20 protein-coding genes and 1 pseudogene are annotated in these 20,526 nt (G+C 39.9%); 12 read left to right on the top strand and 9 right to left on the bottom strand.

The annotated features are described in order from the left end of the window. Nucleotides 1-29 precede the first annotated feature (29 nt). The 4 genes from wzy (at nucleotide 30) to D1970_RS18150 (ending at nucleotide 5,174) form a co-directional block, all read left to right on the top strand. The gene (wzy, locus tag D1970_RS18135) at nucleotides 30-1,346 is read left to right on the top strand and encodes an O-antigen polysaccharide polymerase Wzy (RefSeq protein ID WP_119114269.1); all 1,317 of its coding nucleotides are present in this window, start codon (nucleotides 30-32) and stop codon (nucleotides 1,344-1,346) included. Between the two features lie 53 nt (nucleotides 1,347-1,399). After that, nucleotides 1,400-2,665 carry a lipopolysaccharide biosynthesis protein gene (locus D1970_RS18140; protein ID WP_181213428.1) on the top strand — a complete coding sequence of 422 codons (1,266 nt, stop codon included), beginning with the start codon at nucleotides 1,400-1,402 and terminating at the stop codon, nucleotides 2,663-2,665. A gap of 108 nt (nucleotides 2,666-2,773) precedes the next feature. Further along, entirely contained in the window at nucleotides 2,774-4,168 is a 1,395-nt protein-coding gene (locus D1970_RS18145; RefSeq protein WP_119114271.1) for a UDP-glucose dehydrogenase family protein, read from the top strand. Then, a complete protein-coding gene (locus D1970_RS18150) occupies nucleotides 4,137-5,174 on the top strand; it encodes an SDR family NAD(P)-dependent oxidoreductase (RefSeq protein WP_119114272.1) in 1,038 nt (345 codons plus the stop codon). Before D1970_RS18145 ends, D1970_RS18150 begins: the two co-directional genes overlap by 32 nt. 92 nt (nucleotides 5,175-5,266) lie before the next feature. On the opposite strand, the gene D1970_RS18155 is transcribed toward D1970_RS18150, so the two are convergent. Continuing rightward, entirely contained in the window at nucleotides 5,267-5,509 is a 243-nt protein-coding gene (locus D1970_RS18155) for a hypothetical protein (protein WP_119114273.1), read from the bottom strand. Between the two features lie 35 nt (nucleotides 5,510-5,544). Then, entirely contained in the window at nucleotides 5,545-5,766 is a 222-nt protein-coding gene (locus D1970_RS18160) for a helix-turn-helix domain-containing protein (protein WP_119114274.1), read from the bottom strand. 293 nt (nucleotides 5,767-6,059) lie between these two features. On the opposite strand from D1970_RS18160, the gene D1970_RS18165 reads away from it, so the two are divergent. Beyond that, the gene (locus D1970_RS18165) at nucleotides 6,060-7,268 is read left to right on the top strand and encodes an O-antigen ligase family protein (RefSeq protein WP_119114275.1); all 1,209 of its coding nucleotides are present in this window, start codon (nucleotides 6,060-6,062) and stop codon (nucleotides 7,266-7,268) included. Nucleotides 7,269-7,432: 164 nt separating this feature from the next. On the opposite strand, the gene D1970_RS18170 is transcribed toward D1970_RS18165, so the two are convergent. The 5 genes from D1970_RS18170 to D1970_RS18190 form a co-directional block, all read right to left on the bottom strand. Beyond that, nucleotides 7,433-8,257: a hypothetical protein gene (locus tag D1970_RS18170; protein ID WP_246370266.1), complete on the bottom strand. Its 825-nt coding sequence runs from the start codon at nucleotides 8,255-8,257 to the stop codon at nucleotides 7,433-7,435. 157 nt (nucleotides 8,258-8,414) lie between these two features. After that, nucleotides 8,415-8,558 (bottom strand): YvrJ family protein, encoded by a 144-nt coding sequence (locus tag D1970_RS18175; protein ID WP_119114276.1) that lies wholly within the window; start codon nucleotides 8,556-8,558, stop codon nucleotides 8,415-8,417. A gap of 67 nt (nucleotides 8,559-8,625) precedes the next feature. Then, a complete protein-coding gene (locus D1970_RS18180; protein WP_119114277.1) occupies nucleotides 8,626-8,844 on the bottom strand; it encodes a DUF2922 domain-containing protein in 219 nt (72 codons plus the stop codon). A 36-nt stretch (nucleotides 8,845-8,880) separates the two neighbouring features. Then, on the bottom strand, nucleotides 8,881-9,096 hold the full coding sequence (locus D1970_RS18185; RefSeq protein ID WP_119114278.1) for a DUF1659 domain-containing protein: 216 nt from the start codon (nucleotides 9,094-9,096) through the stop codon (nucleotides 8,881-8,883). Between the two features lie 477 nt (nucleotides 9,097-9,573). Further along, nucleotides 9,574-10,260, bottom strand: a complete 687-nt coding sequence (locus D1970_RS18190) for a Dph6-related ATP pyrophosphatase (RefSeq protein ID WP_119114279.1) — start codon at nucleotides 10,258-10,260, stop codon at nucleotides 9,574-9,576. A 371-nt stretch (nucleotides 10,261-10,631) separates the two neighbouring features. On the opposite strand from D1970_RS18190, the gene D1970_RS22495 reads away from it, so the two are divergent. The 7 genes and pseudogenes from D1970_RS22495 to D1970_RS18220 form a co-directional block, all read left to right on the top strand. Further along, complete coding sequence (locus D1970_RS22495) at nucleotides 10,632-10,781, top strand: hypothetical protein (RefSeq protein ID WP_181213427.1); 150 nt, start codon at nucleotides 10,632-10,634, stop codon at nucleotides 10,779-10,781. Between the two features lie 345 nt (nucleotides 10,782-11,126). After that, nucleotides 11,127-11,840, top strand: coding sequence for a DUF4176 domain-containing protein (locus D1970_RS18195; protein WP_119114280.1), 714 nt, complete (start codon nucleotides 11,127-11,129; stop codon nucleotides 11,838-11,840). After that, nucleotides 11,837-12,064, top strand: a complete 228-nt coding sequence (locus D1970_RS18200; protein ID WP_142921031.1) for a hypothetical protein — start codon at nucleotides 11,837-11,839, stop codon at nucleotides 12,062-12,064. The genes D1970_RS18195 and D1970_RS18200 overlap by 4 nt, the downstream gene beginning before the upstream one ends. Before the next feature lie 80 nt (nucleotides 12,065-12,144). Continuing rightward, complete coding sequence (locus D1970_RS18205; RefSeq protein ID WP_119114282.1) at nucleotides 12,145-12,453, top strand: hypothetical protein; 309 nt, start codon at nucleotides 12,145-12,147, stop codon at nucleotides 12,451-12,453. Continuing rightward, nucleotides 12,450-14,279 carry an HNH/ENDO VII family nuclease gene (locus D1970_RS18210; RefSeq protein WP_119114283.1) on the top strand — a complete coding sequence of 610 codons (1,830 nt, stop codon included), beginning with the start codon at nucleotides 12,450-12,452 and terminating at the stop codon, nucleotides 14,277-14,279. Before D1970_RS18205 ends, D1970_RS18210 begins: the two co-directional genes overlap by 4 nt. Further along, complete coding sequence (locus tag D1970_RS18215; RefSeq protein ID WP_119114284.1) at nucleotides 14,276-14,719, top strand: SMI1/KNR4 family protein; 444 nt, start codon at nucleotides 14,276-14,278, stop codon at nucleotides 14,717-14,719. Before D1970_RS18210 ends, D1970_RS18215 begins: the two co-directional genes overlap by 4 nt. A gap of 483 nt (nucleotides 14,720-15,202) precedes the next feature. After that, nucleotides 15,203-15,636 (top strand): annotated as a pseudogene (locus D1970_RS18220) (HNH endonuclease); the annotation flags it as partial. 371 nt (nucleotides 15,637-16,007) lie between these two features. Here D1970_RS18220 and D1970_RS18225 read toward each other — a convergent pair. Next, a complete protein-coding gene (locus D1970_RS18225; protein WP_119114285.1) occupies nucleotides 16,008-16,217 on the bottom strand; it encodes a hypothetical protein in 210 nt (69 codons plus the stop codon). Beyond that, nucleotides 16,218-20,354 carry an RCC1 domain-containing protein gene (locus tag D1970_RS18230; RefSeq protein WP_119114286.1) on the bottom strand — a complete coding sequence of 1,379 codons (4,137 nt, stop codon included), beginning with the start codon at nucleotides 20,352-20,354 and terminating at the stop codon, nucleotides 16,218-16,220. Between the last annotated feature and the right edge of the window lie 172 nt (nucleotides 20,355-20,526).

The raw sequence follows: 20,526 nt of genomic DNA on the forward strand, positions 1-20,526 counted from the left end.
GAATACTACTTGTCTGGGGGATTTCACAGTTGATTAGGCAGACAAACTCAAATGAAAATAAATTAAAAATGTCTGATGTGATATCACTAATGTTAGATACATTAATTTTAGGGATTAGCTTAATAGTTGTTTTTTCTACAAAAGATCGAATTGAAACTCTACCTATTATCGGGTATTTAATAATCGGAATATCCATCTATCTTTGTTTTAAAGTTAGAAAAAATGAAAAGCTATTGTTTTTATTTGCAATAGTTAGTTTTATAAATATTTCAATTGGATTTACTGACTGCATAAATAAAGGACTTTATGTTTCCCCTTGGCAGATACCTCTTAGAGAATCAGAATACAACTCTTATACAGCAAAGAGTATCCTTTTGTTTCTTTGTATAATTAATATGTTTCTAAGTACAAAATGGCTGCATTCTAAAGCAGTAAATATTCGTTATACAGAATTAATCAGAAGAGAAAATTTAATAATTGGCTATATAGGTACAATACTTATGTTCGCTATTCTCTTAATGGGCTATGACACCAGTGTAAAAGTTAATAATACATATGTTAGTAATAGCAATCCACTAATTGAGTATTCTGTTATTATTTTTGCAGTAGTTTGGCTTTATATAGGGAAGAATAAAAAACTCCATTTTCTTTTAAGTTTATATGCTTTTCTATATATACTGTACTCCTTATCATTTGGTGATAGATCTGCCGCATTTTTAATGATACTTTTATACTACCTTTTGTATGTTGGAAATAAAATTCGCTTATCACTTACTAGAGTTTTTATACTTGCTATATTAGCGATAACTTTATCTAACTTTATTGCAGAGTACAGATCTGGTAAGTCCTTGGAGATTATGTCTATGTTACAAAGTGCTATTCAAAGGGGGGTTTATTCCGATACTGTTTCTTATAGTTATTATGCATCAATTACTATCTCAGCAGTAAAGCATATAGATAATTCAGTTGTCTATTTCCTTCAGTATTTAAAGACAATTTTATTGGGTGGGGGCAGTAGTGAATTTGGTAATTTAGCCAACTTTGTAAAAGAAAATTATTTATATAATGTAGGAGGGGGATTATATACATCTTATTTTTACTTTGGGTTAGGCTATCCAGGCGTTATTATGGCAAGTGCTATATTAGGTTTTATTATCCGAGGTGTTTACTCTAAAAAGGGGAATTTTGCAGTTTTATATCAAATTTTAATTCCGGTACTTTCTATAAGATGGTATTTATATGGGCCTACATCGCTTTATCGTAGTGTTTTTATCATCGCTACTTTTGTGTTGTTATCTTGTATCATATTTGATCAACTTGTAAGTAAAAAAAGACAATTGAATTAAGTTTATTTAGTATTACATTAACACAGAACATTTTTGTTAAGATGGAGTTTGAGATGCGGATAGAAAAATACTTTAAAAATAGTCAGTGGGCGGGTGTAATTACTTTAGGGTTAGGAACTGTAATTGCACAGTCAATTAATATAATTATTCAACCTTTTTTAACAAGACTGATATCACCAGAGGAATTAGGTATTTATAATTTCATCATATCAATGGCAAATTTAATAATTCCTGTTGCTTCACTTAAGTTGTCTATGCTTATTGTAATTGAAAGTGAAGAAGATAATGTAGACTTATTGACTGATGTTAGCATATTTACGGTTTTTTTAATATCCTCTATGTATACTTTGTTTATAATAATAATGTTACAAATAGGGAATAACTCCTTTTACAATATAGGCGGGTTATCCTTAATAATTCCGTTAATTGTTTTTACAAATGGAATTAGATTTATATTTGCAAGCCATAATAACAGGTACAAAAAGTATTCATTGATGTCAAAAGTAGATATTATAAGGGAATTAATAAAAGGGATAATGCAAATTTTTTCTGGGATATTTGGTGGGGGGGCTTTCGGTCAATCCCTTGGATATGCATTATCTCCTGTCGCGGGTGTTAGTATTCAAGCTAAAGATTATTTACAACGATTTAAGTATAGGAAAAAGATTAAATTTAAAATAATTTTATCTATTTATAAGAAATACAAGAAACATATATTATATTTGGTTCCTGCACAATTTATAAACTCTTTTTCTTATACTTTGATAACTACTTCAGTAATTTCCTTGTTTTCAGCAACTGAGACAGGATACTATTCCATATCTGTTATGGTGCTTGGGTTACCTCTAGTACTTATTTCTAACAATGTTAGCCGTGTTTATTTACAAAAAATAGGCAAGGATTATAAGGAGGGTAAATCAGTCTGGCCTATTTATCTCTCTTTTATTAAAGTTTTGGGAATAATGTCAGCAATAGGGTTTTCCTTTTTAGCTATTATAGCGCCCAATGTTTCAGAATTCGTATTTGGTAATGGATATGGAGAAGCAGGCAGATATATCACAATTCTGTGTTTCATGTATGCCTTAAGGTTTATTGCTTCCTCTTTAATGGGGGGGTACATAGTATTTAATAGGCAAAGAAATGACACTATTTTCCAGTCTTTGTTAGTATTATCTGGTGCATGTGTTTATATTGTTACAAAAAAATATAACTTGAATATTTATGAATTCCTAGAGTTGATAAGTTTTAGTTATGGTCTAATTTATATGCTGATCATAATTAATTTAGGGTATATTTGTAGAAAGTCTGTTTTTGTTTAACTATTTAACATAGAAGTTCTATATAGAATTCAGTTAATAAAAAGGAATATAACTTTAATTTATGTTGGAATTGTATTGTGTAAATTTGTTAGAGGGGAAGGCATTTGTATGTACAAAATCGCTGTTGCCGGCACAGGCTACGTAGGCCTAGTCGCTGGCGTTTGTTTTGCCGAGGTTGGTCACCAGGTGACTTGCGTAGATATTGATGAGAAGAAAGTGGACCTTATGAAATCGGGTGTTTCGCCGATTTATGAGGCTGGTTTGGAAGAATTGATGCAGATGAATTATGCTGCTGGCCGGATTGAGTATACAACGGATTATAAGCAGGCATACCGCGATGCGGATGCTATTTTTATTGGTGTTGGTACCCCGGAGCAGCCGGATGGTTCGGCTAATCTTTCTTATATTGCGACGGTTGCTAGGCAGATTGCCGAGAACATTGAAAAGGACTGCCTTGTTGTTGTTAAATCGACCGTTCCGGTGGGGACAAATGATAAGGTTGAGCAGTTCATTCAAGACTTTTTGGTGAATGATGTAAAAGTTGAAGTTGCTTCTAACCCAGAATTCCTGGCCCAAGGTTCTGCTGTCCATGATACTCTGTATGCCGAGAGGATAATTATCGGGACAGAGAGTAAATGGGCAGAAGGGCTTCTGAAGAAGATTTATGAACCATTTCATTTACCTATCGTAGCGGTAAACAGAAGATCAGCTGAAATGATTAAATATGCTTCCAACGACTTCCTGGCTCTTAAGATTTCTTATATGAACGATATTGCTAACCTATGTGAGCTGGTTGGTGCGGATATTCAGGATGTTGCCAGAGGGATGAGCTTTGACGAGAGGATTGGCAGCAAGTTTTTAAATGCGGGGATTGGCTATGGTGGTTCATGCTTCCCGAAAGACACCAAGGCTCTGGAATATATCGCTAAGCAGAATGGTTATGAGCTGAAAACTGTAAAGGCTGCGATTGATGTCAATAAAGACCAGAAGACTTTGCTATACAAAAAAGCAAGCAAACGGCTAATTACATTTAATGGCCTTAAAGTAGCTGTACTTGGTCTGACATTTAAGCCTGGAACGGATGATTTAAGAGAAGCGCCATCTCTTGATAATGTTCCGTTATTATTAGAACAGGGTGCCGATATCTATGCTTACGACCCGGTCGGTGCTGAAAACTTTGCCAAGCTGTATCCACAAGGAAAGAACGGTAAAGGCAGCATTACTTATGTTGGAAATGTTGAAGAAGCTCTGGAAGAAGCTAATGTCTGCTTTGTTTTCACTGAATGGGGTGAGATTAAAGCAGTGACTCCTGCAGATTACAAGAAGTTAATGAGGACACCTCTAGTGTTCGACGGAAGAAATCTGTATGGTGTATATGTGATGGGAGAAGCAGGAGTGGAGTATCACTCAGTTGGAAGACAAACTTCAGCTGCCGGACGCTCTAGAAATCAATCAGAGGAGCCAGTTAAAGATGAAACAAAACTTCAATCAATTGGATCCTAATAAGACATACCTCATTACAGGAGCAGCCGGTTTTATTGGCTACTTTCTTTCAAAGAAGCTGCTGGATCAGGGCTGCCGGGTAATTGGGATTGATAATATGAATGATTACTATGATGTAAATCTTAAGCATGCTCGCCTGGAGAAGCTGAAGCCATTTGGGAGATTTACCTTTATTAAAGGGGATATTGCAGACAAGGAAATGCTTACGAAAATCTTTGAAGAGTACAAGCCAAATATCGTTGTAAATTTGGCTGCCCAGGCGGGGGTAAGGTATTCTATCGAGAATCCGGATGTCTATATCCAAAGCAACCTTATTGGCTTTTTTAACATTCTAGAAGCTTGCAGGCACAACCCTGTAGATCATTTAGTCTATGCCTCATCAAGCTCGGTTTATGGAGCTAACAAGAAGGTACCTTTTGAGGAGACAGATAATGTAGATACCCCCGTTTCATTATATGCAGCGACTAAGAAGTCAAACGAATTGATGGCTCATACATATAGCCATTTATACAAAATCCCGGCTACGGGCTTGCGCTTCTTTACTGTATATGGACCAATGGGCAGGCCTGATATGGCTTATTTCGGTTTTACTGACAAGTATTTCGCTGGTGAGCCTATCAAAATTTTTAATAATGGAGATTTTGAAAACGACCTTTATCGCGATTTTACTTTTATCGATGACATTGTGGAAGGGATTGAGCGGCTGTTAAGCAACCCTCCTGAGGGAGGGGGAGAAGTCCCTCATAAAGTCTTTAACATCGGTAACAACAGTCCGGAAAAGCTAATGACGTTTATCAATACTCTTGAGAAATGCCTAAGTAATTCTTTGGGCAGGGAAGTGGTATTTGAGAAAGTGTTCGAGCCAATCAAGCCAGGAGATGTGCCAGCAACATTTGCCTCAACAGAAAAGTTGGAAGAGGCGGTTGGGTTTAAGCCGAAAACCTCTATTGAGGTTGGGCTGCAGAGATTTGCGGACTGGTATTGTGAGTATTATAAAATCCAGTAAAGAATCCGGAGCCGGCAATCAAAAAGAGCGAACCAGAGTAATAGGCGCTGGTTCGCTCTTTTTGCCATGCTTAAGAAAGCAAGGCCTCAATATCAATGCACTCCGCCCCAATAAGTTTGCAGCACCAGGTCCCTGACGGCCTTGAAAAGGGCTGCTTCTTTGCTGTCAGGATCGCTGCCGAAAGCGATGATGTCTTTATAGGGTGGATGGTCCTGGCAGATGGTGGCGATCACCTCATAGTGCATGGGATATTGCAGAATTTCGGCTTCTATTTCGTCACCGTGCTCGTTGATCCATTGCATAACCTCTCTTGAGATATAGCCTCTGTTGTCCATGGTTGACCCACCAATCCAAGTAGTTTTATACATATTTATGATACGGTTTCTTCAAACTCCATGATTTCACAGACGCTGTCGATATTGAGGGCGTTTGCTATTTTCTCTATATGACTGAAATGCATGCTGCTCCTTTTGCCGTTTTTCAGCTCGCTCAGGACTGCATGGCGTATATTGGTGAGACGAGACAGCTCTCTTAGGCTGAGATTATACTCTTGTAATAATTTATCAATGTTCACCTTTACTTTTCTTTCCATTGGTTCCTCCTCATAATTGTCCCTTATAGTGAAAATCTATCATTTTAGGAAAATGCAGGTGGTACGCAATTGCGTACCAATTGGACATATCTTCTGACAATCTCATGAAATTTTCTAAAGTAGATATGTTCGTCCTATAAATGAATTTACTTGATGAGGAAAAATTCGTCGGAAAGAAAGATGTTTTAATTTGTAACTAAAAAGGGATAGACGGTAGTGGAGCAACTAATATTTTAAAGTTGGGCAGATTATAGATATACATTAATGGTTTCAGTGTGGAGGTAACCTAGTCAATGGCAAATACTAAAATAAGCGTAAGCCTAATCAGGCTATTCAGTTTCGCATTTTTTACTCTCTTAGTTTTTAATGTTTTCGGTAAAACCATCCTGCAGCCCTATAAGGATCTTGCATTGGTGACAATAGATGTCACCCTCTATCTGTCATTTTTTCTGCTTATTTATGCAGTTATTAAGGACAAGGGCTATGTGATTGGTTATTTTAATATCTATATAGGGTTTATATTGTTAAGTGGCATTTATTTAGCCAGTCACATCTATCATGGTAATTTCGAGCAAAATGAACAGCTTCTTTTTTTGTTCCTTATTTTTGTATTCATCCTGGCAGTTATGAAAATCAAATGGACACCAAGCCATTTGATTATTTTTGGGCATTTGGCGAATATCATAATCCTTTATTTCTTTTTCCAGTGGATTGGCAATGGATATATTGCCTATATGTATAAAGGGGTATTCGGCAACCCTAATGTTTTTGCTAACTTCCTTTTTGCTATCCTTTATTTTCAAGTAATAAATATACAGAAAAAAACGCTCGGTCTTAAGCTGTATTTTATGGTGGGAATCATTATTAACTTATTGCTGATTTTTATGTCCACTTCAAGAACAGTATGGCTCTCTCTTGCCGTTATAGTCGGGTCCTTTCTGGTCATGAAATTCTCCAGAAAGCTCTTTTCAAAACTATTCTATTTCGTGCTGGGGGGGAACTTCCTATTTCTTATAACATATGTCTATTTGGCTAGGACACAATATGCAGATACAATCAATGATCTGACTATGAAACTTACCAGCAAGCCATTCTTTTCAGGGAGAGAAGAATTTTGGGGTGACGTAATCGATTTCGGCCTGACATCACCTTTAATTGGCCATAAAGTAGGTATTCAGTTGAATGAATATATGCCAGGGATTAAAAACGTTCATGTTCACAACCAATATTTGCAGGTTTTTGTTGAAAGCGGCTTTTTAGGTCTTTTTGCTTTCCTGCTATTGTTATATTTTATTTGGAAGGCGTACCAAGTGAACCTTGACTCACATTATGTACAATGGTCGGCTTGTTTCTTATTAGGCCTGCTAATCTACCAGAACTTCGAAATATCCATGTTTTCTAATATGCTCTCAATCGGTTTAATCCAATGGCTTGGCATTTCCATAGGTGTAAGCATGGCGATTCATAAGGATGATGGAATAGGTTCCTATATGAGAGATTAAGCTGAAACTTGCTCTGTATTAAACTCAGCCATAATAAAAGTAAGTTTAGTAATATTGGAGAGTAAGCAGGTGGCTACTCTCCAGTTTTTATTAGACAGACCCACAGAATGAATTGGATTTCTAAACATAACTGTGTGATCTCATCTTGATTTTTGGAATTCCCCTCAGCAAAACTCCATTTCATAAAGCTCCTCAAAGTACATTTCCTGGAACTTCTTGTTGAGGATTCCGGTATAATACGCGATCGGGTTTTTGGCTTTTGCTTTTGATTTTAGCTTACGGACGAGCTGCTTGAAGGAGTCGAGCGATACGGACAGTAAGGTTTCTGTTTCTTTCTCACGGTTATTGCGGTAGGCGGCGATTGTGCTCATTCTCCAGAATTCTTCGATCGACTTTGCATGTGGATAGAAATACTTCACCAATTCTACAAATGCTGTTGGCACACGGTCACTGACAAACAGATGGTCTTCAGGTGCATTTTCAGTATGAGTTGCTGAATCAGTATTAATTGTTACGGCAGGGGGCATTTCTTCACGTTTATTATTCTTTTTAATATTAGTTTTAGAAGGAATGATAGTTTTATTATGGTGGTTCAACTTTTCTTCTTTGGGTGGTTCATGATGGGGAAAACGATTGAACACATAAAGGTTGCTCGATTGTGAGCCGTTCTTCCGCTCGGTTTCATGCACAGTGAAAATGCCAAGGTTATTCGCTTTGATGATCATCCGTTTGAAAGTGGAGCGGGAAATGCCCATGTCCTGATATTCCTCATGGATTGCCTTCAGCACCGTACCGATTTTTGCATTGCAAACGCCAGGGATTTTCGCTGCAAAGCGGACGAGGCGCTTGAGGCCTACCAATTCCCCTTTAGTGAACTCATTCTTGTACTCTGACATCCACATCTCCATATGATTATTAAATTCCCCCAGCGTCGCAAACTGTGAATACTCTTCAAACCTCTTAATAGTACCTGATTTAATCGTCATCATTTTGCACCACCCTTTCACCGTCTATATAGGGAAGGGGAGGCAAAAAGGACAGGGTGGGCAGGGGATTATTGTGGCAAAGTTGTGACGGATAAAAAAATAAAAACCATCCCGCTTGTTTTTAACGCGATGGTTTTTTGAGTGTTAATCAGTTATTTGGCTACGCTTTTCCATGCAGCTTGTCGGGCAAACCCTGGATTGATTGGACGACTGTATCCAGCTTCGCTTCGATTCGGTGGAGCAGGTACAGGGTCACAACGATCGGGAATCCAACGTCGCTGATGAATGGAATCAGCTGTTCCATTTCCGCTTCCTCCTCTCGTGCTTTTACGTAAAAAGCCGGTCGCCAACAGGCAACCGGCTCACGTTTCTTACACTAGTTTGTATTCGGTTACGTTCCGTTCGACGACACGTGCTTCGCCGATGGCAACAAGGGTGCCGCTCTTCATCAGGAACGCATTGGATGCAATGATTTGCTCCATCGCAAGCTTGACTGCTGCTGGATCAATCGGCTCCTTCGGGTTATCAACTGTCAGCTTGGCGCTTTTGCCAAGGTCGGTGCCAAATTGCAATTCAAGTACTTTAGTCATGTTTTTCACCTCCTATTAAGTTGGTCTCATTTTCGATTAGATGATTTCCGAGCTGTCATTACGTTCGACGGAACTTAGCGAATAAGCGCTAAGGCCTCCAAGCGCAAGAGCTGCCTGCTGAACCTGGTTAGCGGTAGCATCCTTGCTCACATTGCTGTAAGTCTTGCCTTTGTAGATCGTCTTTCCTTCTCCGTCCATCCCGGCATCAAACGTCAGCCTGATATTCGAATCCTTTAGAATTGCCATTGCCATGTCTCTCACCTCCTTCACCCCTTATATACAAGCGGGGAGGCGAAAAGGATAGGGCGGGGGAAAAATAAATTTAAAAAAGAGAGCGGGATTCCGCTCTCCTTACAATATAGTTACTCCCCTGGCTCGTAGGCCGTCCAAGTTTTAATACGGTTTTTTGATCAAATTGACCTTCATTTAATATATATTTGATTTTTGCTTAATGCGCAAGACCATTGGAAAAGTTAAAACGATATAGCGTATCGTTGGTTTTTAGGTCTTGGCTTTTATGTTAGAGTACCTCGCTTTTCAACATTTGGAAAAACTACGAGCTCCGCTTTAATGATACATACCTCTTTGAAAAGATTTTCATCGTATATGAGAGATAGCTCTGAGAAAAAATTAATTAGTTCAAATCACATTTTCATTGGTTCAACACATGTAAAAGCGGTGAAAACTGTCTCTTTTTTATGTTATTTGAGTACAAATATCTGCCGCCATCTAATCAAGCTCCAAAGGCAAAAAAGCATATTCTCCGTCCTTAATAATCTCACATTTACGAACTGGAATAGGATGTTTAAAAATGGGCCCATCTATTACTGTGGTATGGAACTCTCCACCTTCTCCGCAGGGGTCAATAGCACGAGCTTCAAGCTCCTTCACGTATTCATGTGTTAACGTTCGCCCTAAATCGTCTTCTCGCATTCCTAAAGATAAATTAATTGTTACAATGATCGTTACAAATCCTAGATTTATGAACTCTTCGACAGCTTCACGATGATTCATTTTCCATAATGGCATCCCAAGCTTTAATCCAGCATTCTTCGTAACCTTTTCATGCCAACAGCCATGAGCAGGCATATCCAAGTCTCCAGTTACTAATACTTCTGCTCCTTGATTTTTAGCATTTTCTAAAAGGTGCGTAAATACTTTTTCATAATTTGTCCAACTTGCAACCCCAGTATATACGGGCAAACCTATTGATTTAGCTTGGGCAAGTATGAGCTCCGGTGGCATTCCATGGGATCTGGAACGTTTTCCTTCTTCCTCCATCATGACGATCAGTCCAACCGCTTCTCCAACCTGCATTGCTTTATATAAAGCTAGGACACTATCCTTTCCTCCGCTAAAAGAAGTAATAAATTTATGCCCGCTAGCACCATTTTTCCAATCCAATAATTCTGCCATTCATATCTTTCCCCTTTATTCTAATGACTCTTTTCACGATGCATATTATGAGCCAATTAGATATTTTATATATGAAAATTCATAGCTCTATTTGTTTGATTTTATCACGCTTGGACCTTACAGATAAGATATTATGGCACAAAAAAACTTGAAGTTCTAATGATGAATATAAGAGAAGTTCATCTCAAAGACACTACTTCACTGTCAACGTAATACGTCCTGGTCAAAGTAGAACAAAACCAGCTGGAATAGTGTTTCCTAGGTGTCCTCATTGCGCTGCCGGTTCCTTTACAGACGTCCTTTTTAGTTGGCAATACTTTTATCTCCAAGAGTAAGTGTACAAGGAAGCAATATTAAAGGGGTAGGTGTTAATGATGGCAGGGATGTATTATAAATTAGAGGGTATCCCGAATGAATGGCTAGACAAGGTTGTTCGAAAGCAGGATATTGATCAGCTAATTGAAAGGTTTTACCGGTATTGTGCTAATAAAGCCGTTATCGAGGAGTACAGAAGTTTATAAGTGAAAGATTGGTCATTGAGGCTGTCGGTTAGAAAAACCGGCAGCTTTGTTACTCAGATGGATTTTCTGAACGTCTGGTTAATAGTATTATGGCCAATGACTTTTAATTAGAATCAATTGTGGGCAGTGGTAGGAGCCCATCGCACAATTTAAATACTGAGTCGTTTCGCACGAATAAAATAGACTATAAAAAAATAAGAAAAGGATCATAGGTGGGTCTTTTTTCTTATTTTTCCTGTTATTTCCCTGTAAGACTTGAATACTAGTACCTTGGTTCGTAAAATAAACTGGAATGAACTAACATTTTATCCAACAGACAGATATTTTTATAGGAAGAGAGTGGGGATGACGATGAGCGAATCGCATCAAAAGCAAATGAAAGCATTGGCGATGGAAAGGGTCCATAGCCTTTTGTACGAATCAGACAGGGAAGTCCCGCTGGAGTACTGGCCCGTGATCAAGGAATTCACCAATCTGTTCCTCGATGATCTCAATGTATATGAAAACCTGCTTGAAGCTTTCCGTCATGACATGGAAAGCATGGAGCTATACAGCCTGGATGTGGACATTTTTTACCGGAAAGGGGCTGGCCTGCATTCGATTTCGTTCCTAGGCAAGGAGTTCGCGCTGGATCGCGCGCTTTTCGCTGATTATTTGGCAAGCTGTGTGGAGATGATGCGGCCGCTTTTGCCGCTTGGGTCTGTCGTGGAGTTGGACCCGCGGTATTTCCAACCGGACCCGTCGATTGATTCTGCAGTGAAAGTCGTCATTACCGCTCGCTACGTCGCTCCAAAAGGGTACCGGTCCTATTTTCCTTATGCCGGGGTCATTTATCCGCTCGGTGAAATCAAGAAGGAAAGCATCATCCATTTCACCAGGCCGCTCACCCAGAGTGTCATCCATGAGGGCTACCGCGACGAAATGGAGACGTCTTTCGAACTGCTGATGAAAAAAGAAATGATCATCGACAAGGGGCTGAAGTCGATTGAGTTTTCGCCGGAGGACATGGCGCAGCTTGAGCAGAAGGTAAAAACAAAAGTGGAAGCGGGTGAACATTGATGCGGCTGTACGATTATGATTTTTGCCACGGCATTGTCCATGGGGGATGGGGCGGCGGCATCATAGGAAGCCTGAATGACATGCGCGAATCCCTTTGGGAGAACTTCAGGGAGATGGATTTCGAGAACGCGGATGCAAAGGAAGAGATGCGGGATGTCATAGAGGAAATGACCGCTGAGATCAATGACCTGATCTCCGATATCCAGTCCGTTCATTTTAGGTAGTGCTAAATTGATGACTTGATCTCCGATATCGAGACGTTCCATTCCAGGTAAAAAGAAGTGAGGCAAAGGGGTGTAAACAGTTGGCAAGCCAAAATATCAAATTGAACCTCGATGAGCTGGAGTCAGCGCTGAGTGCGCTGAAAGCTAGCATTTCCGATTTCAAGAGCTATACGACAAACTTCCGCTCCGGGACCCGGAGTCAGCTGAAAAGTTTCAATTCCGACTTCGTCGACGCGGTCGACGACCTGCTCGACAATATGAACGACGATAGTAACACGAAGCTGCTCAAGCACCTGGATGCTATACATGATGCCGGCGCCATGCTGGTCAAGCAGATGAAGGAGACAGACGAGAAAATCGGCACCAAAATCAGGGGGGGATCGAAATGAAGCGCGATCTGCAAATCAATTATGGCATTCTCGACAACATCATCGAGCAGCTCCATACCTATAAGAATGCGCTGAACAAGATGGAATCCTCCCTGGAAAAGATCAATTCCTTCATCGCCCATAACCAGGGCGAAAGCATCGAAGCCTGGGAAGACCAGGTGCGGGGAATCAAGCGTGATATTAAGAACTACCGCACGCAGGTGAAGGACCTCACCAACCTGTTCGAAAACTATGTGGAGAGGACCACCACCCACATCGCCCCACTTTCCAGGAATGCGATGATGCGGGTGGATAGGAATGATATCTCCTGGAATCTTGATTCCATCGATAATGCAGTTACAGGTACGATGTACGGATTGATAGGCCATGCGGATAGGGCTCCTTTCCCCCGTTTTTTTGAGGATATATCCGATAGTGAAAAAGAGAAGAGCCAGGCCAATAAGGCGAAGCTTGAAGGCATCAAGTCTAAACTCAAGCATTCTGAAACCCGCCTGAAGAATAAGGTGGAAAAGCTTTGGAGGATCCATGAGACGAAGGTCATCAAATTTGAGAATACAGACGATGATTTTCACAATAAAGCACTTAATGTGAATATGAAATATACAAGCTTCTTGGATGGTATATCCGACACATTTGAAAAAGGCTGGGAAGTTCTATCCGGATTGGTGAAGGGCCTGGCGGTGGCAGTTGCAGGCCTCGTAACTGGCGTTCTGGTCCTGGCAAAAGACGGCATCGTTGTCAGCCTTTCTTCCCAAATACCTGATGCAGTGGAGCCCGATTTCCTGAAAGAAGAAGCGAATGCCACCATCGACAAATATAAAAAGGCCGCCATGCAGGCAATCAAGGATCCAGGCGGTATTTTAGAAGCGATTGGCCAATCATTTTCTGATACCTATGAAAAGGAGGGTATCGCCTACCTGACGGGTGCGGCATTGCCATCGCTTGTGCCAGTTGCTGGGGTGGCAGGCAAAATCTCCAAGGTCGGAAAGCTTGCCGGCAAGGCTCCCGCTTCAAAAACGAAGGGCTTTTCTGGTAATATAAAAGCAAAAGTAGATGATCTCGTCGGAAAAGGCAATACCTTTGAAGGCTTCAAGACCCGTGTCTCAGGTGCAGTCAGCAGCACCACAAGCCAGTTCACCAAAGCCATCAAGGCCCCATTCAGCAACAAATTCGTCCAGCGGGCCCTGAACAAGGCCAGAAGCGATTTGGCGGAAATCGGACGTGCCCTCGGAGGATTGAAAGTCCCTGTCGCTATCGAGAAACGGGCCCTCGCCACTGATTTTGGCCAAATCAACACCTACGGCCTAAAAACCAAAAACCTCAACGACCAGTTCCCGCAGTTTGCGAAGGTTGTCGATCGGGTTGAGGGGAGTGGGGGTAAAGGTGAGGTTGCTAAGGGTGCGGGTAAGTCTAATTTAACAAATGATATTTATAAAGTAACGTCTAAAGATGTTCAACAAGCAATTAAAGGTTATGAACAAACGGGAAAATTCACAGCACACTTTAAAGGTTTTGAAGTAAAAGCACAACGTTCATTATCACATTTATCAGATAAACAATTGAAGTTTTTATTTAAAAAAGGGTATTCTCCAAAAGATGGAGCGAATGATACAGTTATACTTCACCATCACGTACAAAAAGTTGAAGGGCCAATAATTGAGATGCCTAGTAGATACCATGATTTAGGAAACAAAAGACAGCATCCATTTGGAAATAAAGGTGGAGTTGGTAAAGGGGAAGAGAGGCAGCAATTCGATAAATGGCGTAAAGAATATTGGAAAGCAAGGTATGCAAATGAACTGATTAAAAGGGGAATAATAGAATGAAAATAGAACTATTACAAGCAATTGATGAAGAATTCGAAATGTGTGCTGAAGCATTTGGAGGACCTGTTGAAGAAGAGGAAGTTAGAGAAGCTGAAGATGATTTACAGATAAAGCTACCTCATGATTATAAGATGTTTCTTTTGAAATATGGGTCTGGTGCAGTGGGAGAAGTGATTGTTTTAGGATTGAAAGAGGCTGAGTTTGTCGCGACACCGTCTTTTGTAGAACAATCACTTAAGTTTAGAAAAAATCTTCCAGAAAGCTATGAGAAATTTACTGTAATTGGAATAGATGGTGCAGGTAATCCGATAGGCTTTAATTTACCCAATACAGAAATTATAAGATTTCATATTGATTTAGGTGAACAAGAGGTAATTGTAAATAGTTTTGAAGAATACTTAGAAAAGGCTCTTAAAGAAGAGATAAATATACATTTTTAATGAATTAGATTACTACTTAAAAACATGTAAGTATAATAGATGAGTGAACTGTGCCTATTTAACGGACAGGTTAAGAAAAAGTGCATATTGCGGCAACAAATGATCTCGCTATTGTGAAGTGACCCTTGTCAAACATACTGTTATTACAATGGGATAAAACTTAAGATAATATAGAAACTACATGTTAACTTAAAGCACTTGATTGTCTACTAAAGGCAACAAGTGCTTTTTTGCGTTTTGGCGCAAGAAACGAACAGGTACACAATAATTTTATAAGTGCATTAAGTGTTAAATTTTTATAGATTGTAATGGCTGTTTACAGTGTATGGCGATAGTAGAGGGGAAAATAAAGGGTTGTGTTATGTTTTGAAGTCATCGTACAGTGTGTTGTAACGGATGCACGTTACGAACATGTTATCCGCAAAAAACGGGTAAACGTTACAGGGATTGTAATTGCTGTAACGGGAAGGAGTTTGATATGGAAGGGAAAGTGAATTTGCCAGTTCATATGAAGCAAGAATTAATCAAATACCTGCGGAAATAAATCCAAAGGTCCGTTTTGAAGGAAAAACGGGTGAATCACTAGTTTCCCTTAAGCCACCGCCTGACACAAAATTAAAACAAATGTTAGATCAAGCTGGTATAGCTGGTATACAGTATAAAAATGGAGTTCCTGATTTTTCACCAGTAGCAAAAGCACAAGTAGAAATTACCTATATGCTAGGTGGAAAAGGCAATTATGGTGGAAAAGCTAGACGAGCTAATTTTATTCAATCAGACCAAAAGTTAGCTAACCAACTTAATAATTCACCTGAATTAGCAAGGCAATTTGGAATGGAGTCTGGTAAAGTCAGTGCAAAAGATATTAAGATATACCGAGAAAAAACAATTTAACTTGGCATGAATTAAATGATATACCTCCCCCTGAACCTGGTGATTAAGTATCTCTTCAATCATTTTCCTTCTTTTCTCTTGCTCAATAGACATTCGTCTCTCTTCCCCCTTTTACAAAAAAAAGACCGCAAAGGAGCCATGTTAATATAAACAGAGCTACTTTGGGTCTTTCCCATTAAAGAACAAGTAAGTTTCCAGCCGTTAGCAAAATGTTAGCAAATCCCTTTTTCTGGTCCAACCGCTTAGAAGCAGAAAATACAAAAAAGCCTTGAATCTCTTATTATTACAAGGTTTCAAGGCTTTTTTCATGTATGATTCCTACTGGGTTCGAACCATCGACCTCCACCCTGTCAAGGTAGAAGGGTATTTTTTTTATAACAGCTAAAGAACGCGATTATTTATTTATTAGGTCCAATTTTTTGTTTAATGTTGTTTGGTTAGATGTTTTTGGTGGCATTAGGCTCAATTTTGCCACCATTTCACCACCAACTTCTCCCACGTTTTCCAGGATACGATTATTTTTGTAAACCTCTTTTAAATTCTCAACAGGAAACCGCACCATAAAACTAAAAGGAAAACCCGCTGCAACGGTTTTTCTCTTCATTTAATAAGGCATAGCACTGACAATGGTTGTCCAGCCGCTGTATACCTTTGTTTTCCCAACTGTACGATAGGCCCGGATTTTATAATAGTACGTCTTCTTCTTGGTCAAACCGGTATTAATATAAGAAGAAGAAGTCGTCCCTTTCACATAGCTGTAAGTGCCTGTTTTTGAGGTTGCCCTATACACTTGATAGCCTGTTGCTCCCGATACCTTGCTCCAGGTCAGCTTGATACTGGAGGATGAATATCGTGCTGCCTTCAGATTGGCTGGGATAGAAGGAACCGGCTTTGCGGAGACAACTCCTGAATAATTCCCATAAACCTTAGACGACCCAACCAGCCGGTAGGTCCTAACTTTATAGTAATACGTTTTATTCGTTGTAAGCCCAGTGTTCGTATAGCTTGTTGAAGAAGTTGTCCCAACGTAGGAATACGTCCCCGTGCTGGAGGTTGCCCGGTATACCGCGTATCCATTTGCCCCGCTTACTGCTGCCCAGCTTGTTTTAATGCTGTTATAGGATGCAGACGCCGCTTTGACTGAACCCGGCACGGAAGGAACCGGCTTTGCAGAAACAACCGGGGAAAAATCCCCATAAACCTTAATTGAACTTACCAGCCTGTAGGCCCTGACTTTATAGTAATACGAAGTATTCGTCGTAAGACCAGTATGGGTAAAGTTCGTCGATGAGGTCGTCACGACAGGGGAATATTTTCCCGTGCTGGAGGTTGCCCGATCAACTTCATATCCGTTTGCCCCGCTTACGCCAATCCAGCTGATTTTAATGCTGTTATAGGATACTGAGGTTGCTTTTGGACTGCTTGGCTTGGCAGGGTTCGGAATCCATTTTGCATAAAGAGTGGTATTTTCTTTAACGGTTTCTTTACTGAAATCCCACTGGTGGATGCAGCTTGCTTCTTTATACCAGCCGCCAAATGTGTATCCTGTCTTTTTGGGAGCAGCAGGGGTAGAAACAGTTGAATTAAAGTTTATTGTTTGTCCCGCAACTTGAGTCCCGCCCTGGCTATTAAACGTTACTGAATATCTATTAATTTTCCAATCGGCATACAGAGTTTGGTCGGAGGCCACCGTATCAAAAGCAAAATCCCATAGGGAGGTTAATAAAAGATCTTTATTCCAACCTATAAACGTGTACCCTGCTTTTATAGGGTTTTCCGGTTTAGCAATAGGCATACCGTATTTACCAAAATAGTCTGCTATATTGCTTCCGCCTTGCGAGTCAAAATGGATTGTATACTCATTTGGTTCCCATTTTGCATATAAGGTAATATTGTCAGTGAGTTTATCAGTATTGAAATCCCATGCTGTGTCATACAGGGAGTCTTTATACCAACCGCTAAACGCATAACCTGTTTTCATTGGCTTTTCTGGTTCCTGGATTGCCGTACCATAAGTACCGGTAATATCTGCAATGTAACTTCCGCCCTGAGCATCAAAGCTGACTGTATAGTTCTTTGGTTCCCATTTTGCATACAAAGTAATATCTTCGGTTAACTTCTTAGCAAAATCATATTCAGAGGACAAATTCTCATCCTTATACCAGCCCTTGAACTCGTAGCCTTGTTTTTCGGGGTCTTCTGGCCTGTCGATAAGGGAATAAAAGTTCTTTACCTGATTTTTAAGAAGAGTCCCTCCGAATGTTTCAAATTGGACATTTATATTGATTTCAGTATTTTTTAGGACAGTTACTTTCCACTTTTCTACAGTTCCATCCTCTGCGGTCACATTATAGTCGGCCGGTGAGGTAAAATCTTGATACTCTTCATTGCTAGGCTCAATTGTTGATCCAACAGATATCCCTATGTTTGGTCTAACATTGGTTAAGTCGGTATCACTGGGAACAATCAACTTTACCTCATGGTTCACCAGATCAATTTGAGCCGGAACAAATTCATTTCCAATCGAGAAAGTAACAATATTGGCCAGGCTTGATCTAAGGTCAAACACTACTTTTGTCGGCTCATATGCATAATTATAAGAACCGGTACCCAGTTCACCTTCATAATTGATCCCTTTTGCATAAATTGAACCATCCGACTTGACCATCAATTGAAATTGCGAAGAAGGAGCTATTTCCTGCACACCCTCGACGTCATCCATTTTTACGGGAGAACTAAGGAATTGGTCGGTTGGGTTGTTTATTATGCCGAAGGCCTCTCCCCACCCATAGAAAACATGATCTGCATCCTTAGCAAATGCTCTATTTTCTGTAATATAAAGTTCCTTTATATTTGAAAGTCCCTGTATTTGGGTAGGAAGAATTCTTTTAGCCTGAGAATTCGGGCCTAAAAGATAGGAATGGCTGCTGCCCCACCCCCACACAGTTCCATCGTCACGTAAGGCAATTGTAATTCCTGGTTGAGCATGAATAGATGTAACATGATCAATATTTAGCGTCTTAACCGGAGTAGTCTTTGATGTTAAAGTACCATCTCCTAATTGGCCATTATCATTATTACCCCAGTTCCAGACAGTGCCATCTTCTTTAAGCGCAACATAGTGATCATTACTGCAAGCTATATCAATAAAATCTCCCTGGCTTATCTCCTTGGTCAAAAAACTGATTGGGTCACCTCCGGAAGATCTGGTATACTTCCAGATTGAACCATCCACCGTAAGAGCAAGTACGTCATATCCAGAAGTAGCTATTTTCTTCACATGGTTAAGTCCATCAATTTTATAGACGTTTGGAACTCCTGGCAGGGCGGTGCTGTTGTTCGTCTTTCCCCTTGAGCCCACAATAAAGACTTCTCCTGCACTATTGAGTAATATGAAACTACTAATTGAAGGCTTTACATCTACAATATTCGTAATACCTGGTAGCATGAGCGGAACATTACTATTAATCAAATTGCCATTGCCCAACTGTCCGACATCATTTTTCCCCCACGCCTTGACAATGCCTTCTTCATTTAAAACAAGGACATGGTCTTCACTGATCGAAACATTTGATATGTAGTCAAGATTCTCGACTTTATACTCAGAATCTACCTTTTCAAACAATTTCCCCTTTATCTTGACCTTCCCTGATGCGGTAACCGCAACAATAGCTTCTGGTGCAGTCTTGAATATTGCTATCCCTTCCAAGTCGTTCAAAAGAGTAGGGCCAACAGTTCCACCCCCATCCGCTTCATTTAAAAGCCCATTACTATTTTTTCCCCATCCCCAAATAGTTCCATCACTTTTCTTTATTAGTGCAAAATTCGAATTGGCCTCAATGCTTGTCACATTTGTCAAATTATAAACAAGGGTGGGTGTTGAGGTTGAACCAGAACCGCTCCCGATCAAATAATTACTATTTCGGCCCCATCCCCACAGAAAACCATTTTCGTCGATTGCAAACGAAGTATTTTCGCCTGCCACTATTTTATTTATATTATTTGCGACCAAAACCTGGACCGGGGTGCTGCTTGAAGTCAGCGTTCCATTCCCCAATTGACCATAATTATTGCGGCCCCAGGCCCAGACTGTACCGTCCTCTTTTAGAGCCAGTGCGTATTCTTTACTGACTGATACTGCGACAACATCTTTAAGTGTTTCAATTTGGGATATACCTTGGCTATATCCTCCCCTATTTGGGTCGTCTATGCTCCCTCCCGTCCCCAGTCTGCCATAGTAACTTGATCCGACCGAGTAAACAGTTCCATCCTTTTTCAGGATAATTGCATAATCGTCTCCTAACGATACTTCTTTTACGTTATCAATACCCTCTAGCTGAACAGGGATATTCGATTTACTGTAACCGGTATTGTAGGAATCCTGCAGTGGGAAAAACGTATTTCCCCACCACCAAAGTGTGCCGTCTTCCATGACTGCCATGGAAAATCTGTTTGACGTACTTATCGATTTAATATTCTTTAAACCGATTGCCGAAACAGGAGTACTGCTGAATATAACGTTTTCCCTGCCCAGCTGATTATCAGAATTGTCACCCCAGAGCCAGACGGTCCCATCCATTTTTTTTATGGCTGAATTTCTGCCTCCCGCAACGGCTTTTTGCACGGGACTATTATTCTCAATAGTAATATTCTCAGCATTCACTTTGTCGAGCGAAAAAAAAACTGCTGAGAACATATTTAAAAGCAGAATGAAAATTGTAAATCTAATTATGTTTTTCATTATTGAACCCCTATCATATTATTCTCTATCTTTGTATTATATCCTGGCTGTTCCTTTGCTGAGAATACTCTATCAACCGTTTCCGAATAGAAATAAATAGATTAAGAGTAAAAGAAAGGAATTGAAAGGCGTGTTACCATACTTCTACTTATTTTTTATAGTTATATTCAAA

Origin of the sequence: Mesobacillus zeae (genome assembly GCF_003570705.1) — a bacterium.
GTDB lineage: Bacteria > Bacillota > Bacilli > Bacillales > Cytobacillaceae > Mesobacillus_C > Mesobacillus_C zeae.